14 protein-coding genes are annotated in these 16,532 nt (G+C 71.5%); 8 read left to right on the top strand and 6 right to left on the bottom strand.

Annotated features, from left to right (window positions below; translation table 11 throughout):
* Positions 1-6 precede the first annotated feature (6 nt).
* The 5 genes from ABD292_RS40115 to ABD292_RS40095 all read right to left on the bottom strand — a co-directional run bounded on the left by ABD292_RS40115 (position 7) and on the right by ABD292_RS40095 (position 6,835).
* Positions 7-828 carry a carbohydrate ABC transporter permease gene (locus ABD292_RS40115; protein WP_329585085.1) on the bottom strand — a complete coding sequence of 274 codons (822 nt, stop codon included), beginning with the start codon at positions 826-828 and terminating at the stop codon, positions 7-9.
* Positions 825-1,688 carry a carbohydrate ABC transporter permease gene (locus tag ABD292_RS40110; protein ID WP_344216992.1) on the bottom strand — a complete coding sequence of 288 codons (864 nt, stop codon included), beginning with the start codon at positions 1,686-1,688 and terminating at the stop codon, positions 825-827. Before ABD292_RS40110 ends, ABD292_RS40115 begins: the two co-directional genes overlap by 4 nt.
* Entirely contained in the window at positions 1,689-2,993 is a 1,305-nt protein-coding gene (locus ABD292_RS40105) for an ABC transporter substrate-binding protein (RefSeq protein ID WP_344216990.1), read from the bottom strand.
* A gap of 19 nt (positions 2,994-3,012) precedes the next feature.
* Positions 3,013-5,298 (bottom strand): TIM-barrel domain-containing protein, encoded by a 2,286-nt coding sequence (locus ABD292_RS40100; protein WP_344216988.1) that lies wholly within the window; start codon positions 5,296-5,298, stop codon positions 3,013-3,015.
* A gap of 142 nt (positions 5,299-5,440) precedes the next feature.
* Positions 5,441-6,835: an NAD(P)H-quinone dehydrogenase gene (locus ABD292_RS40095; RefSeq protein ID WP_344216986.1), complete on the bottom strand. Its 1,395-nt coding sequence runs from the start codon at positions 6,833-6,835 to the stop codon at positions 5,441-5,443.
* Between the two features lie 71 nt (positions 6,836-6,906).
* Here ABD292_RS40095 and ABD292_RS40090 point away from each other — a divergent pair, with 71 nt between their 5' ends.
* Entirely contained in the window at positions 6,907-7,353 is a 447-nt protein-coding gene (locus ABD292_RS40090; RefSeq protein WP_329585090.1) for a gamma-glutamylcyclotransferase family protein, read from the top strand.
* A gap of 4 nt (positions 7,354-7,357) precedes the next feature.
* Here the strand turns inward: ABD292_RS40090 and ABD292_RS40085 are convergent, their stop codons facing one another.
* Positions 7,358-8,662, bottom strand: a complete 1,305-nt coding sequence (locus ABD292_RS40085; RefSeq protein WP_344216983.1) for an MFS transporter — start codon at positions 8,660-8,662, stop codon at positions 7,358-7,360.
* Positions 8,663-8,771: 109 nt separating this feature from the next.
* Between ABD292_RS40085 and ABD292_RS40080 the strand changes: the two genes are divergently transcribed.
* The 7 genes from ABD292_RS40080 (at position 8,772) to ABD292_RS40050 (ending at position 16,452) form a co-directional block, all read left to right on the top strand.
* Positions 8,772-9,752: an Lrp/AsnC family transcriptional regulator gene (locus ABD292_RS40080; RefSeq protein ID WP_344216980.1), complete on the top strand. Its 981-nt coding sequence runs from the start codon at positions 8,772-8,774 to the stop codon at positions 9,750-9,752.
* On the top strand, positions 9,749-11,071 hold the full coding sequence (locus ABD292_RS40075; protein ID WP_344216978.1) for a M20/M25/M40 family metallo-hydrolase: 1,323 nt from the start codon (positions 9,749-9,751) through the stop codon (positions 11,069-11,071). Before ABD292_RS40080 ends, ABD292_RS40075 begins: the two co-directional genes overlap by 4 nt.
* Positions 11,072-11,074: 3 nt before the next feature.
* The gene (locus ABD292_RS40070; RefSeq protein WP_344216976.1) at positions 11,075-11,878 is read left to right on the top strand and encodes a purine-nucleoside phosphorylase; all 804 of its coding nucleotides are present in this window, start codon (positions 11,075-11,077) and stop codon (positions 11,876-11,878) included.
* On the top strand, positions 11,875-13,503 hold the full coding sequence (locus ABD292_RS40065) for a phospho-sugar mutase (RefSeq protein WP_344216974.1): 1,629 nt from the start codon (positions 11,875-11,877) through the stop codon (positions 13,501-13,503). Before ABD292_RS40070 ends, ABD292_RS40065 begins: the two co-directional genes overlap by 4 nt.
* Positions 13,504-13,584: 81 nt before the next feature.
* The gene (locus tag ABD292_RS40060) at positions 13,585-14,277 is read left to right on the top strand and encodes a TetR/AcrR family transcriptional regulator (protein ID WP_344216972.1); all 693 of its coding nucleotides are present in this window, start codon (positions 13,585-13,587) and stop codon (positions 14,275-14,277) included.
* On the top strand, positions 14,237-15,715 hold the full coding sequence (locus ABD292_RS40055) for an AMP-binding protein (RefSeq protein WP_344216970.1): 1,479 nt from the start codon (positions 14,237-14,239) through the stop codon (positions 15,713-15,715). Before ABD292_RS40060 ends, ABD292_RS40055 begins: the two co-directional genes overlap by 41 nt.
* Entirely contained in the window at positions 15,712-16,452 is a 741-nt protein-coding gene (locus ABD292_RS40050) for an enoyl-CoA hydratase/isomerase family protein (RefSeq protein WP_344216968.1), read from the top strand. The genes ABD292_RS40055 and ABD292_RS40050 overlap by 4 nt, the downstream gene beginning before the upstream one ends.
* Positions 16,453-16,532: the final 80 nt, after the last annotated feature.

The following is a 16,532-nucleotide window of genomic DNA, read 5'->3' as shown; positions in this document are numbered from 1 at the left end:
ACTCCGTCACTTGATGGCGCCGACCGTCACACCTCGGGTCAGCGTGCGCTGGAAGATCAGGAAGAAGGCGACCGCCGGCACGATGCCGAGCAGGGCGGAGGCGCTGGACATGGTGGCGTCCATGTACTTCTCCCCCTGCAGGACGGCGAGGGCGACGGGCACCGTCTGGGTGTCGTTGGAGATGAGGAAGACGAGCGGCAGGAAGAACTCGTTCCAGGTCCAGATGAAGAAGAAGATCAGCAGGACGTTGAGCGTGGGCCTGCTGATCGGCACCACGATCTGCCACAGGGCGCGCAGCCGCCCCGCGCCGTCGATGGCCGCGGCCTCCAGGATCTCCTTCGGGAACTGGCCCAGCACCGCGCTCAGCAGGTACGTGCCGAACGCCGCCTGGATCACGGTCATGACGATGATCACGGCGAGCTGGGTGTCGTACAGCCCCACGGCCTTGGCCAGGTAGTAGAGCGGATAGGCCAGCGCCTCCTGCGGCAGCGTGTTGGCCACCAGGAACAGCACCAGGATCGACAGCCGCCCCTTGACCCGGCCGATGCCCAGCGCGTACGCGTTGAGCACCGACAGCACCACGGCGAGCACCGCCACGGAGCCGCTGATCAGGAAGCTGTTCCAGAGCTTGCCGCCGAAGCCGACCCGGTTCCAGAAGTCGACCAGGCCCTGGAGATAGAGCCCGTCCGGCAGGGCGAGCGGCCCCTGCGTGCTGTAGTCCGCCGGCGACTTGACCGCGTTGAGCGCCACCAGCGCGAACGGGAACAGCATGACGACCGCGAGCACGGCTAGCGCGGCCAGCACCGCCCAGCGCCCCGGCCCCCTCACTGCTCACGCTCCTGGACCCGCAGGAACAGGAACGTCACCACGATGATGATCAGTGCCAGTACCGTGGCGATGGCCGAGCCGTACCCGACGTTGCTCTTCTGGAAGAAGTTCAGGTACGAGAAGTACGACGGCACCATGGTCGCGTTGCCCGGCCCTCCCCTGGTCAGCACGAAGATCGGCCCGAACACCTTGAGCGCGGCGATCGTGCACGTGAGCAGCACCACGAAGATCTCCGGCCGGATCTGCGGGATCGTGATGTGCCAGAACCTCCGGAACCAGGAGGCCCCGTCGATCTCGGCCGCCTCGTAGTAGGCCGGATCGACGCGCTGCAACCCGGCCATGAAGATGACGACCGGATAGCCGAGCTGGAACCACACCATGACGGCCATGACCGTGGCCAGCGCCAGGTCGGGGTCGCCGAGCCAGTCGAGGTCCAGGCCGAGCATCTCGTTGACGGCGCCGTACGACGGGTGCAGGAGCCAGCCCCACACCACGCCGGCCACCGCCACCGGCAGGACCTGCGGCAGGTAGTACGCCGCGCGCAGCGCCGAGGCCGTGCGCGGCCCGAACCGCTTGCCGATGTAGTCGAACAGCGCCGCCGCCAGCACGAGGCCGATCGCGGTCGGCACGACGGCCATCGCCACGATCAGCCCCGCGTTGTGCTGGAACGACTGCCAGAACCGCTCGTCCTCGATCAGCCGGGCGTAGTTGTCGAACCCGACCCAGCGCGGCGTGCCCACCCCGGACCAGCGGGTGAGGCTCGCGCCGACGTTCATCAGGAACGGCACCACGATCACGGCCGTGAACAGGACGAGGCTGGGGACCAGGTAGAGCCAGTATCCCCTCGTGCGCACTCTCATTCAGTTGCCTATGTCGGCGAGGTTGTCCTCGTACGGCCCCGCGATCTCGTCCAGCACCTGCTCGGGCGTCTTGCTGCCGTTGATGAGGTTCTGGACGCCGGCCACGAGGACGTCGTAGTAGCCGGGGGCCGGCCAGTCGGGGTAGAAGGCCAGGCCGTCGGTGCTGGTGAGCTTGTTGAAGGTCTCGATCAGCTCCTTGCTCCGGGCGTCGGTGATCGCGGCCGGGTCGGCGGCCACGGGCAGCCCGCCGGAGTTGCCGAGCAGGTTCTGGATGTCCTTGCTCATGGTGATGTCGATGAAGTCGTAGGCCAGGTCCTTGTTCTCCGACTTCTCGGGGACGATCCACAGGTTGCCGCTGGAGCCGGGCGAGAGCGTGGTGCCGGGGAACAGGAAGTGCCCCCACTCGAAGTCCTTGATCGTGGCGGCGACGCGGCCGAACCACCAGCTCCCGCTGATCATCATCGGGAACTTGCCGTTCATGAACGCCACGCCCATGTCCTCGGCCTTGAGGCCGGAGGAGTTCTTGGCGATGTAGCCCTTCTTCACCCAGTCGGCGAAGGTCTGCGCGCCGTAGGTGAACTCGGGACCGTGGAAGTCCACCTTGCCCTGGTAGGACTGGAACGCCGACAGCCACGGCTTCTGCGCCTTGGTGAGCGCGAGCTGGTAGAGGATCTGCTGCGCCGGGTATTCGGCGCCGGCGTTGGCGATGGGCGTCACGCCCGCCTTGACGAAGGTGTCCAGGGCCGCCGTGAACTCCTCGAACGTGGTCGGGACCTCGACCTTGTGCTTGGCGAACAGGTCCTTGTTGTAATAGACCATCACGAACTCGCCGTAGTTGGGGACGCCGTACCAGTTGCCGTTGCCCATGACGCCGCGGTCGTCGTACTTGGCGGTGGTCTGGAGGCCGCCGGGCAGGAGCTTGTCCCAGCCGCGCTTGGCTGCCTCCTCGGTGAGGTCGGTCAGCAGGCCCTGCTTGGACAGCAGCCCGGCGGTGGCGTTGCCCTTGTTGTACTCCATGATGTCGGGCGCCTCGTCGGAGTTCAGCACCATGCTGGCCGTCTTCTGGATCTGCTCGAAGCCCTTGGCCTCGAACTGGACCTTCACGTTGGGGTGCGACGCCTCGAACTTCTTGATCGCCTCGTCCCACGCCTTGCCCATGGCGCTGTCGGCGCTCTCGTAGTGCCAGAGCTTCAGCACGCGCGGCTGGGAGCTCGACGCGGGCGCGGGGGTCTCCGAGCCCGAGCCGCAGGCCGACAGGACCAGGACCGCGGCGGCCAGCACCGCGGCGCCTCTGAATCTCACCATGATCCCTCCAAGGGGGGTGTTACTGAAGGACGGCCCGTGCGGGAGCTCCGGCCACCGGGACGATCTCGATCCCGGTGACGCGCTTCGGGCCGGTGACGGCGACGCGCAGCTCGTCGCCGTGCCTGGTGGCGACGGCGAACGTCACGCCGTCCTCGTCGTGCACGCTGGTGGTGCCGTCGCCGCCCCCGAAGGCGACGAGCGTGATCTCCTCCGGCACGGTCACGGTGTCGCCCGCGTCGGTGACGGGGATGAGCGCGCCGTGCCGGACGTACAGGGGGATCTGGTCGAGCGGCTTCTCTACGGTGATGTACCGGCCGCCGCCGAGGGTGTCGCCGGTCCAGTAGTCGATCCACGTGCCGCGCGGCAGGTAAACCTGGCGGACGCCCTCCGGCGAGGTCATGGGGGCGACGAGCAGGTCACGGCCGAGCAGGTACTCCAGGTCGACCTGCCAGGCGACCGGGTCCTCGGGGAAGTCCACGCAGAGCGCCCGCATCATGGGCGCGCCGGTGGCCGCCGCCTCGACGGCCGCCGAGTAGAGGTAGGGCATGAGCCGGTAGCGCAGCTTGAGCGCGGCCACGGCCTGCTCCTCGACGGCGGGGAACTCCCACGGCTCGCGGGTGGTCGTGCCGTGCAGGCGGACCAGCGGGGACAGGGCGCCGAACTGCGTCCAGCGGACGTAGAGGTCGTCGCTGGGGCGGCCGGTGAAGCCGCCGGCGTCGTGGCTCCAGAACGGCACGCCGGACAGGCCGTGCGCGAGCCCGCCCCTGATCGTGCTGCCCATGGCGGCGTAGCTGGTGTAGGTGTCGCCGTTCCACTGGGCGCTGTGGCGCTGCCCGCCCAGGTACGACGAGCGCGCCCACACGAGGGAGTGCCCGTTGACCTCGCGGGTGACGTCGGCGACGGCGTCGTTGAACAGCAGGGTGTAGACGTTGTGCAGGTCGGTGCCGGTCATGCCGTTGGCGGCCACGGCGTCGGCCGGGACGCCCTCGGCGAAGTCGGTCTTGAAGGCGTCCACGCCCTGGCGCAGCAGGTCGCGCAGCAGCCCCTGGAACCAGGCGACGGCGGCCGGGTTGGTCAGGTCGACGATGCCGCAGGCGGGGAAGGAGCCGTGCCAGCAGTCGGCGACGTACGGCTCACCATGCTCATTTTTCAGGAAATATCCGGCGTCGGCGGCCGGCCCGAACGCCGGGCTCAGGTGCGAAACGTACGGGTTCATCCACAGACAGACCTTGAACCCCATCCCGTGCAGCTCGTCCAGCATCCGCTCCGGCTCGGGGAAGTTCACCGGGTCCCACCGCAGGTCCGACCAGTGCCCGTCGCTCTGCCAGTACGTGTCCAGATGCAGCACGTCGCACGGGATCCCGCGCTCCCTGATCGTGCGCGCCCGGTTCAGCACCCGCTCCTGGCTGTCCACGCAGAACCCGGAGGAGATCCAGGTGCCGAACGCCCACTTCGGCGGCAGCGCGGGCCGGCAGGTCAGCCGGTCGTAGCGGTCCAGGATCTCCGGCGGCGTCGGCCCGGCGATCACGTAGTAGTCGAGGACGTCGTCCGGCACCACCAGCTGCACCACGCTGTGCGTGGACTGGCAGACGTCGAACTCGCTCGGCGCGCCGCTGTCGACCAGCACGCCGTAGCCGCGGCTGGACAGGTAGAGGGGGACGTTCTTGTAGGCGCGCTGCGACTCCGCGCCGAAGGCGTCGAAGTTCCACATGAGCGGCCGCTGCCCGCGCTTGTCCAGCCGGGTGAAGGACTCCCCGAAGCCGGTGAACGCCTCGTCGGGCGCGGCGGCGAAGCTCTCGTGATAGGCGACGGCGCTCCCGCCCGCGCTGGAGCGGCCGAACGGCAGCGTACGCAGCCGGCCGCTGATGTCGATGTGACCGCGGTCCTGCTCGACCAGCGTGCGCCCGGCGGCGTCGGTGAAGCGCAGGTGCCACGGGGCGAGCCGGATCTCGGCCCGCAGCGGGCCCGCGTCCACGACGATCGGCTCGCCCGGCGCGACCCCGGCACGGGCCCCTGAGTACGTGCCGGGGGTCACCAGCTCGATGGCCGCCGCCGAGCGGGGGCGGGCCGCCGCGTCCTCCGACAGCCGCACCCGGATCACGCCCTCGCCGGCCACGCCCACCTGGACGACCAGCGTCTCCTCCGTCGTGGTGACCGCCTTGAGCATCACCTCGGCGCCGTCGGCCGCGACCAGCTCGGCCGAGGTCACCGCCGACAGGCCGCCCTCACCTCGGGTACGGACCGGCAGCTCCGGCGGGTCCGCGACGAAGTACTCGTGCGCGACCAACGGGGGGCGATAGGGCATGGGAGCTCCTTTGAACGGCTGCGCCAACTCCGTGAGTTAGTTTGGTGCCCATACCAACAAACGTCAACGGTTGAGCACGGCCGAGGAGCACAACAAAGCACCGCCGGGGGGTCGGCCCCCCGGCGGTGTTCGCGGAGTGAGGTCAGATGCCCGAGTCGGTCTGCGGCTGCATGAGGCGGCGGGCGGCCTCGGTGATCGAGCCCGACAGCGACGGGTAGACCGCGAAGGTGTGCGCGAGCTGGTCGACCGTCAGCCGCTGCTGCACGGCCACCGAGACGGCGAGGATCAGCTCGGAGGCGCGCGGCGCCACCACGACGCCGCCGAGCACGATGCCGGTGTGCGGGCGGCAGAACACCTTGACGAAGCCGTCGTTGAAGCCCTGCATCTTGGCCCGCGCGTTGGTGGCGAGCGGCAGCTTGACGACGTTGGCCTCGATCTCACCGGCCTCGATGGCCCGCTGCGCCACGCCGACGGCCGCGATCTCGGGGTCGGTGAAGATGTTGGAGGCCACGGTGGCCAGCCGCAGCGGCTGCACGGCCTCGCCGAGCGCGTGCCACACCGCGATGCGGCCCTGCATGGCGGCGACCGAGGCCAGCATGAGCACGCCCGTGCAGTCGCCGGCGGCGTACACGCCGGGCGCGGAGGTGCGCGAGACCTTGTCGACCTTGATGAAGCCGCCCCGGTCGAGCTGGACGCCGGCCTCCTCCAGGCCCATGCCGGAGGTGTTGGGGACCATGCCGACCGTCATCAGCGCGTGGGTGCCCTCGGCCGTGCGGCCGTCCTCCAGGGTGACCACGACGCCGTCGGCGGTGCGCTTGACGGAGGAGGCACGGGAGCGGCCCATGACGTTCATGCCGCGCCGGCGGTAGACCTCTTCGAGCACCTCGGCGCCGTCGGCGTCCTCGTTGGGCATCATGCGGTCGCGGCTGGAGACCAGCGTGACCTCCGAGCCGAGCGAGCGGTAGGCGCCGGCGAACTCGGCCCCGGTCACCCCGGAGCCGACCACGATCAGGTGCTCGGGCAACTCCTCCAGGTCGTAGAGCTGCCGCCAGTTGAGAATGCGCTCGCCGTCGGGCTCGGCACCCGGCAGCACGCGCGGCGTCGCGCCGGTCGCCACGAGCACCACGTCGGCCCTGACGGTGCGGTCGCCGGCCCGCACGACCTGCGGATCGACCAGCCGGCCGCGGGCCTTGATGATCTCGACGCCCTCGGCCTCGACCCGGGCCGCGATGTCGGCGGACTGGGCCCGCGCGAGCTCCTTGACCCGCTTGTTGACCAGCGGCAGGTCGACGCCGACCGTGCCGGCGTCGCCGTCGAGACCGCCGTCGAAGGAGATGCCCAGGGAGGGCGCGTCGAGCAGCGCCTGCTTGCGGACGGAGGTCGCGATCAGCGTCTTGGACGGCACGCAGTCGGTCAGCACGCACGCGCCGCCGGGGCCGTCCTGCTCGACCATCGTGACCTGTCCGCCTAGTTGAGCGGCCACCAGCGCCGCCTCGTAGCCGCCTGGTCCGCCACCGATGATCACGATCCTCGTCACGTGTCCATTCTCGCCCATGCTCCGGCGTGACATCGAACGGGTCGGCCCTCCAAGCGCTAGTCTTGGCTGCTGTGCCTGTGTACGCCGCCTACGGCAGCAACCTCGATCCAGAGCAGATGGCCATGCGCGCCCCGCACTCCCCGATCCGGGGTGTCGGCTGGTTGCCGGGCTGGCGGCTGACCTTCGGCGGGCACGACCCGGCCTGGGGCGGAGCGCTCGCCACGATCGTCGAGGACCCCGACGAGCACGTGTTCGTCGTGCTCTACGACGTGCCCGAGTGGGAGGAGACCTCGCTCGACCAGTGGGAGGGCGCGGTCCGCGGCGCCTACCACAAGGTGCGGCTGCGGGTCCAGACGCTCGACGGCGACGTGCTCGCCTGGTTCTACGTGCTCGACGGCTACGAGGGCGGCCTGCCCTCGGCCCGCTATCTCGGCAGCCTGGCGGAGGCGGCCGAGCGGGCGGGCGCTCCCGACGACTACGTCAAGGAGCTGCGGGAGCGCCCCTGCACCTCGTTCTGAGGCCTCAGCTCAGCGGCTGGTCCTTGGTCTCGCGCAGCACGAAGACGTAGACCAGGGTGGAGATCAGCGCCAGCGCCGACATGTACCACGGGAAGAGGCCGGGGTTGCCGGCCTCCTGCAGCGCGGTGCCGATGAGCGGCGCGGTGCCGCCGAAGAGCGCCACGGTCAGCGAGTACGGGAACCCGGCCCCCGCCGCCCGCACCCGCGTCGGGAAGAGCTCGCTGTTGACCGCGGCCGAGATCGAGGTGAAGCAGCCGAGGAACACCATGCCGATGAGCTGCACGGCCAGCAGGCTGCCGTACGACGTGGTGAGCAGCCCGAGCAGCGGCACCGGCAGCACCAGGAACCCGAGCCCGAACGCGATCAGCATCGGCCGCCGCCCGATCCGGTCCGACAGCATGCCGAGCAGCGGCTGCAGGATCATGAAGAAGACCAGCGAGATGGTGCCGATCTGGAGCGAGTCCGCCTTGTCGAAGCCGACGGTGATCTGCGCGTAGGTCGGCAGGAAGCTGGTCCAGGTGTAGTACGCCACAGTGCCGGCGACCGTGATGCCGACGATGGTGGCCGCCGAGCGCGGGTGGTGCTTGAGGAAGTCGAACAGCTTGGGCCGCTCGGTCCCGCCCCGCCTGATGTCCTCGGCCACGGCCGAGGTCTCGTCGGCGCCCTTGCGGATCCACAGGCCCACGAGGCTGAGCACGGCGCCCACGACGAACGGGATGCGCCAGCCGTAGGAGCTCATGTCGCTCTCGGCGAGGGCCGTGGCCAGCAGCGCGGCCAGGCCGGAGGCGAGGAGCTGGCCGATGGTGGTGCTCACGTACTGGAAGCTGGAGAACAGGCCGCGCCGGCCGGGCGGGGCCGACTCCACCAGGAACGTGGTCGCGGCCGCGAACTCACCGCCCACCGACAGGCCCTGCACCAGCCTGGCGAGGGTCAGGATGATCGGCGCGAGCACGCCGACGGCCTCGTACGTCGGGGTCAGGCCGACCAGCAGCGAGCCCGCGCCCATCAGCACGATGGTGAACGTCATGGCGGACTTGCGGCCGTAGCGGTCGGCGAACGCGCCGACCAGCAGGCCGCCGAGGGGGCGCATGAAGAACCCGACCGCGAAGACCGCGAACGAGCTGAGGAGCGGCACCAGGCTGTTGGCCGTGTCGCTGGGGAAGACCTGGGAGGAGAAGTAGATCGCCAGGAACGTGTAGGCGTACCAGTCGTACCACTCGACGACGTTGCCGATGCTCGCCGCCATGAGCTGACGGACCCTGCTCTTGGGGATGCCGAGCGGTGATTGCGACAGAGGGGGTGTCGCCACGGAGGCTCCTTTGCTGACGGGTGGATGATGGCTTACTGTGCAGGGGTAAGCGCTATTCCGTCAATTATCTGGCTATTCTTTTACTTTCCCGACATGGGGAGGGTCACGGATGGACGTTCTCGACCGGCGCCTGGTCGCCGCCCTTCAGGTGAGCCCGCGCGCCTCGTGGGGCGAGATCGCCCGCGTCGTCGGCGAGCACGAGCGCACGGTCGCGCGCCGCCTCCAGCGCCTCATCGCCGAGGGCGTGGTCCGGGTCACGGCCATCTACGACGACTTCCGCACCGGCCACGGACGGCCCGCGCACCTGCACGTCCACGTACAGCCGGGCAGCGCGCCCAAGGTCGCCGAGGCGCTGGCCGACCGGCCCGACACGCGCTCGGTCTATGCCCTGACCGGCGCGGCCGACCTCGGCTGCGAGCTGGTCTCGCCGTCGCGTGAGGCCCTGCACCGCACCCTGTCCACCGAGATCAGCGCCGTCGGCGGAGTGCTGCAGACACAGACGCAGGTCGTCCTCCACACCTTCCGCACCGTCGCCGAGTGGCACGCGCCCTACCTGACCGAGGAGGAGGTCGCCGAGCTGAGCCCGCCGCCGCCCCCGGACGCACTGCCCGACGTCGAACGGCTGACACCTCTGGAGCAGGAGATCGCCGAGCTGCTGACCGCCGACGGCCGCATCGCCTTCACCGCCGTCGCCGAACGCCTCGACGTGTCCGTGCCGACCGCCCGCCGCCGGCTCTCCTCCCTGCTGGAGCGGCGGCTGCTGCTGCCCCGCGCCGAGGTCGAGCCCGCGCTGCTCGGGCTGGAGGTGGAGGCCATGCTGTGGCTCAAGGTCCGGCCGTACGCGCTGGACCTGGTCGGACAGCGGCTGGCCGCGCATCCCAACGTGCGCTACTGTGCCGCCACCTCGGGCACCCACTCCCTCATCGTCCAGGTGGTCACCGCCCACGAGGCCGACCTCTACCGTTTCATGACCGGCGTCGTCGGCTCGTACGACGAGATCGCCGACAGCGACCTGACCCTGATCACCCGCGCCTACAAGCGCGGCCACCTCCGCAAGTCCGGACTGCTCACCCTGGAGAAGACGACATGACATCAGCCGAGTCCCTGACGCCCGCCGAGAAGGAGGTCGCCGACCTCTGCGTGGAGCTGATCCGCGTGGACAGCAGCAACTACGGGGACGGCAGCGGCCCCGGCGAGCGGGCCGCTGCCGAGGTCGTCATGGCGCGGCTGGCCGAGGTGGGCATCGAGGCCACCTACGTGGAGAGCGAGCCGGGCCGCGGCAACGTCGTCACCCGCGTGGAGGGCACCGACCCGTCGCTGCCCGCGCTGCTCGTGCACGGCCACCTGGACGTGGTGCCGGCCAACGCCGCCGACTGGTCGGTGGACCCGTTCGCCGGTGAGGTGCGCGACGGCTACATCTGGGGCCGCGGCGCGGTGGACATGAAGGACATGGACGCGATGATGCTGGCCGTGCTGCGCCAGCTCAAGCGCGAGGGCCGGCGGCCCCGCCGCGACCTCGTCTTCGCCTGGGTGGCCGACGAGGAGGCCGGCGGCGTGTACGGCGCCAAACACCTCACGGCCCACCACCCCGAGCTGTTCGAGGGCGTCACCGAGGCGATCAGCGAGGTCGGCGGCTACTCGCTGGAGGTGGACCCGTCGCTGCGGCTCTACCTCATCGAGACCGCCCAGAAGGGCCTGGCCTGGATGAAGCTGATCGCCGACGGCACCGCCGGGCACGGCTCGATGCTCAACGGCGACAACGCGGTCACCGAGGTCGCCCGCGCGGTGGCCCGGATCGGCGAGCACGACTGGCCGCTCACGTACACGCCGACCGTGCGCACCTTCCTCACCGAGGTGGCGGACGCCTTCGGGATCCCGTTCGACGAGGACGACCCCCAGCCGGTGCTGGACAGGATCGGGCCGCTGGTGCGCTTCGTGGGCGCCACGCTCCGCAACACCACGAACCCCACCCAGCTCAGCGCCGGCTACAAGTCCAACGTCATCCCCGGACAGGCCAGCGCGGTGATCGACGGGCGCTTCCTGCCCGGCTTCGAGGAGGACTTCTTCAAGACGATCGACAACCTCCTCGGGCCGAAGGTGCGGCGCGAGTTCATCCACCACGACATCGCGCTGGAGACCTCGTTCGACGGGGCGCTGGTGGAGTCGATGATCGCGGCGCTGAAGGCCGAGGACCCGACGGCGCGGGCGATCCCCTACTGCATGTCGGGCGGCACGGACAACAAGACGTTCTTCGCCGACCTGGAGGTGCGCGGGTTCGGGTTCGTGCCGCTGCGCCTGCCCGCCGGGATGGACTTCGCGGCGATGTTCCACGGCGTGGACGAGCGGGTGCCGGTCGAGGCGCTGCAGTTCGGCGTTCGGGTGCTGGACAGGCTGCTCCTAAACTACTGAGATGTGAGCAAAGACGCATACACCCTGGCCAGTGAGGCCGCCGCGGCGCTGCACGCCGCGACCGGCCTCGACACCTTCGACGTGGCGCTCGTCATGGGGTCGGGGTGGGTGCCCGCCGCCGACGCGATCGGTGAGACGGTGAGCGAGGTCCCGTTCACGGACCTGCCCGGGTTCCGGGCTCCGGCGGTGGCCGGGCACGGCGGCAAGATCCGCGTCGTGCGCACCGCCGCCGGGCGGCACGCCCTGGTCTTCCTCGGGCGCACGCACCTCTACGAGGGTCTCGGCGTGGACGCCGTCGTGCACGGCGTGCGCACCGCCGCGGCGGCCGGCGTCCGCACGCTCGTGCTCACCAACGCCGCGGGCGGTCTGCGTCCCGAGACGCAGAACGTCGGCGACCCCGTCCTGATCAGCGACCACATCAACCTCACCGGCGCCAACCCGATCACCGGCACGACCTTCATCGACCTCACCGAGGTCTACTCCGCCCGCCTGCGCGCCCTGGTCCGCGAGGTGGACCCGACCCTCGCCGACGGCGTCTACGTCGCCTTCCGCGGGCCGACGTACGAAACGCCCGCCGAGATCCGCATGCTGCGCACCCTCGGCGGGGACATGGTCGGCATGTCCACCGTGCTTGAGGCCATCGCCGCCCGCGAGGCCAACCTGGAAGTGCTCGGCGTCTCCCTCGTCACCAACCCGGGCGCGGGCCTGGCGGGCGAGCCGCTGAACCACGAGGAGGTCCTGGAGGTCGGCCGGGCCACCGCCGCCCGCATGGGCGTGCTGCTGGCCAAGGTGGTGGACAAGCTGTGAACCTGATCGAGCGGGCGCTCGCCTGGCTGGCGCAGGACCCCGACCCCGACACGCGGGCCGAGCTGGGCACGCTGATCGAGCGCGAATACCTCGACGAGCTGCAGGACCGCTTCGGCGCCAAGCTGGAGTTCGGCACCGCGGGGCTGCGCGGCGAGCTGGGCGCCGGGCCCAACCGGATGAACCGCGTCACCGTCATGCGCGCCGCCGCCGGGCTCGCCGCGGTGCTCGGGCCCGGCAAGCACGTCGTCATCGGCTACGACGCCCGGCACAAGTCCGACGTGTTCGCCCGCGACACCGCCGCCGTGCTGACCGGCGCGGGGTTGCACGCCACCCTGCTGCCCTGCCCGCTGCCGACGCCCGTCCTCGCCTTCGCCGTCCGCCACCTGGGGGCCGACGCCGGGGTGACGGTGACGGCCAGCCACAACCCGCCGCGCGACAACGGCTACAAGGTCTACTGGAGCGACGGCTCGCAGATCGTGCCGCCGATCGACAGCCGCATCTCGGCCGCCATCGACGCGGTCGGCCCGGTCGACCAGCTCCCGCTCGGCGCCCCCGGCACGCTGACCGAGCTGGGCGAGGGCATCGTGGACGACTACCTCGACGCCATCACGGCGCTGCCGCTGGGCGACGCCCGTGACCTGCGGGTGGCGTACACGCCGCTGCACGGGGTGGGCGCGGCCACGCTCACGGGGGCGTTCCTGGCCGCCGGCTTCCCCTCGCCGATGTCGGTCGAGGAGCAGCGCGACCCCGACCCCGACTTCCCGACCGTCGCCTTCCCCAACCCGGAGGAGCCGGGCGCGATGGACCTCGCCGTCGCCCTGGCCGCCGCGACGGGCGCCGACCTGGTGCTGGCCAACGACCCCGACGCCGACCGGTGCGCGGTCGGCGTGCCGCTGCCCGGCGGCGGCTGCCGCATGCTGACCGGCGACGAGGTCGGCGGGCTGCTGGCCGAGCACGTCATCACGCACACCACCGGCGACCGCATGGTGGCCACCACGATCGTCTCCTCGACCCTGCTCGGCAAGATCGCGGCCGCGCACGGCGTCCGGTACGGCGAGACGCTGACCGGCTTCAAGTGGATCATCAAGGCCGGTCCCGGCCTGGTGTTCGGCTACGAGGAGGCCATCGGCTACAGCGTGGGCTCCGACGCCGGGCTGCCGGTCCACGACAAGGACGGCATCGGGGCGGCCCTGACCGTGGCGGCCATCGCCGCCGCCGCCAAGCGCGACGGCCGCACCCTGCTCGACCTGCTGGACGACCAGGCCCGCCGCTACGGCCTGCACGCCACGACGCAGCTCTCCTTCCGCGTCGCCGAGCTCTCCCAGATCGCCGGCGCGATGGCCCGGCTGCGCGACCACCCTCCGGCGGAGCTGGGCGGGCGCAAGGTCCTCGCCGCGGACGACCTGGCGGAGGGCGCGGGCGGCCTGCCGCCCACGGACGGCCTGCGCTACCGGCTGGAGGGCGACGCCCGCGTGGTGGTCCGGCCGTCGGGCACCGAGCCCAAGCTGAAGTGCTACCTGGAGGTCGTCGTCCCGGTGACCGGCGAGGTCACCGAGGCCCGCGCCGTCGCCACCGTCGCGCTCAACGCGGTAGGAGCCGATCTCACGGTCGCCCTCGGGCTCTGAGCCTCCCGATCTATGGCGATTCGCCATGGATTGAGGTATTTTCGCGGCAGAGGTACGACCGAACGTTCGGTAGGAGCCCCGATGGACCTCAAGGACCGGGACGCGGACGCGAGCCGGCGCATCAGAACGGCGGCGGTGCTGCTGTTCGCCCGGCGCGGCTACGCCGCCACCAGCGTCCGCGACCTGGCCCGCGAGGTCGGCATGACCAACGCCGGCGTCTACCACCACGTGGCGAGCAAGGAGGCCTTGCTCGCCGACCTCATGCGCAGCGCGCAGCAGGGGCTCATCGACGCCACCGAGCGCATGCTGAGCAACGTCCACGCCCCCGCCGACCGCCTGGCCCTGCTGATCAGCTCGCTCACCGCCACGCACGCCCTCAGCCCCATGACGACCCGGGTCATGGACGGCGAGCTCCGCTCCCTGACCCCCGGCTCCCCCGCCCGCGACGAGATCATCGCCCTGCGCGACGCCTACGAGGACCACTGGAGACGCGCCATCGCCGACGGCGTCGCCGACGGCGTCTTCCGCATCGCCGACCAGCGGCTCACCCGCCTCGCCCTCATGTCCATGTGCACCGGCACCAGCGAGTGGTACCGCCCCGACGGGGACTCCACGCTGGAGCAGGTGTGCGCGGAGTTCGTGGCGATCGGGCTGGCCGCCGTACGCGCCTCCGTCCGGGTCGCCGCCGCCCCCGACCTCACTCTGCTGCCCGAGTTCCCCTGGGAGCCGCCGCATGTCAGAAACGATCCCCCACCTGCTGCGGCAGGCCGCTGACCGGTACGGCCGCCGCGAGTTCCTCCGCTTCCCCGGTCACCCCTCACTGACCTTCGCCGACGCCGACGCCGCCACGGACCGGCTGGCCGGCGCGCTCGCCGCGCGCGGCGTCCGGCCCGGCGACCGGGTCGCGATCATGCTGGACAACGTCCCCGGCTGGCCGCTCACCTGGCTGGCGGTCCTCAAGGCGGGCGGCGTCGCGGTGCCGGTCAACGTCCGCTACCGGGCCGCCGACCTGGAGCACGTGCTGCGCGACTCCGGGGCCGTCGCCACCGTCACCAGCGCCGGGCACGCGCCGCACGTGCCGGGCGTCGTGCACCTGTTCGACGCGCTCACCGGCGACGCGCCCGCGCCCCGCGTCGCCGCCGGGCCCGAGGACGTCGCCAACTTCCAGTACACCTCCGGCACGACCGGCTTCCCCAAGGCGTGCCTGCTCACCCACGACTACTGGCTGAGAACCGCGCGCATCGTCGCCGACGCCGTAAGGCTGCGCGACGACGACGTGCTCATGATGGCGCAGGCGTACTCGTACATGGATCCGCAGTGGGCCACGCTGGTCTGCCTGGCCGGCGGGATCCCGCTGGTCGTGCTGCCGCGGTTCTCCGCCTCCGGCTTCTGGCCGGCGGCGCGGGAGCACGGGGCGACGCTCACGTACGTGCTGGGCACCATGCCGCTCCTGCTGCACAAGCAGCCGCCCGCCCCCGAGGACCGCGCGAACCGCATGCGTCTCGTGCTCTGCTCCGGCATCCGCCCCGACCTGCACAGGGAGTTCGAGGAGCGCTGGGGCGCGCCCTGGCGCGAGCTGTACGGCTCCACCGAGACCGGCCCCGACCTGCTCGTCCCCGTGGACGACGCGGAGTGCGTCGGGACCGGCGGGATGGGCCTGCCGCCGGCCGGCAAGGAGGTCACGCTCGACGAGGAGACCGGCGAGATCCTGATCCGCGGCCTGCCCATGATGAAGGGCTACTGGAACCATCCGGAGGCCACCGCCCGGGTCCTCCGCGACGGCTGGTACCACACGGGCGACCTCGGGGTCCGCGACGCCCGGGGACAGATCGTGCACGCCGGGCGGATCAAGGACATGGTCCGCAGGGGCGGCGAGAACATCTCGTGCGCCGAGGTCGAGAACGTGCTCACCCAGCATCCCGCGGTGCTCCAGGCGGCGCTGGTGCCGATCCCCGACGAGCTGTGGGGCGAGCTGCCGAAGGCGTTCCTGCGGCTCCGCCCCGGCCACGCCGCCGACGCGGCGACGGCCAGGAGCGTGGCCGAGCACGCCAGGCAGCGGCTGGCCCGGTTCAAGGTGCCCGCCTACGTCGAGTTCGTCGAGGCGTTCTCGCTGACCCCGTCGGCCCGCATCGAGAAGCGCCACCTGCTCCCGCCCGGCCGCGACCAGCGCGCAGCCCCCGCCATCCCCGTCCTCCAGGAGGAGAGCCGATGATCGAGACAACCGTCCGCGACGAGGTGGCCGTGATCACGCTGGCCCGCCCCGGCAAGCTGAACGCGCTCACCGCCGCCATGCGCGCCGACCTCGCCGCCGCCGTCCGCGAGCACGGCCGGAGCGGCAGGGGCATCGTGGTCACCGGCACCGGGCGGGCGTTCTCGGCCGGCGAGGACCTGCACGAGGGCGCAGGGCGCTCGCTCGTCGCCGAGGTGGAGCTGTTCCACGACATGACGAGGGCGGTGCTGGAGAGCCGGGTGCCGGTCGTGGCCGCCGTCAACGGCCTGGCCGTGGGCGGGGCCGCCGAGTGGACGCTCTGCTTCGACGCCCGCATCGGCGTCGCGGCGGCCGAGTACTTCTTCCCCGAGAACCACATCGGCCTGTCGATCTCGAACGCCGCGAGCCTGCTGCTCCCCCGCCTGGTCGGCGGCGGCCGGGCGCTGCGGCTGGTGCTCGACTCGGCCCGTCTGGACGCGGCCGGCGCGCTCGCGGCCGGCCTGCTGGACGAGCTCATCGCCCCGGAGGCGCTGGTGGACACGGCCGTGGCGCGGGCGCGGCGCTGGAGCGAGCCCGGCGCCGCCACCGCCGCGCACCTGGCGCTGCTGCGCCCGCCGATCGCCGAGGTCGAACGCGCCTTCGCCGCCGAGACCGCGGCCGCGGAACAGGTCGAGGCGAGCGGCATCGCCCAGGCGGGCATGGCCCGCTTCATCGAGTCGCGCCGCCCCGGGAAACGCTGACCGCCGGGGCGGCGGTGGTCAGGGAAACGCTGACCAGCCGGGGCGGCGACGGTCAGGGAAACGCTGACCGCTGTGGCCGC

Origin of the sequence: Nonomuraea bangladeshensis, from assembly GCF_039529455.1 — a bacterium.
In the GTDB taxonomy this organism is placed as follows: domain Bacteria; phylum Actinomycetota; class Actinomycetes; order Streptosporangiales; family Streptosporangiaceae; genus Nonomuraea; species Nonomuraea bangladeshensis.
The sequence above is the reverse complement of the archived record's forward strand: the minus strand, read 5'-3'. Positions and strand labels throughout refer to the sequence as shown.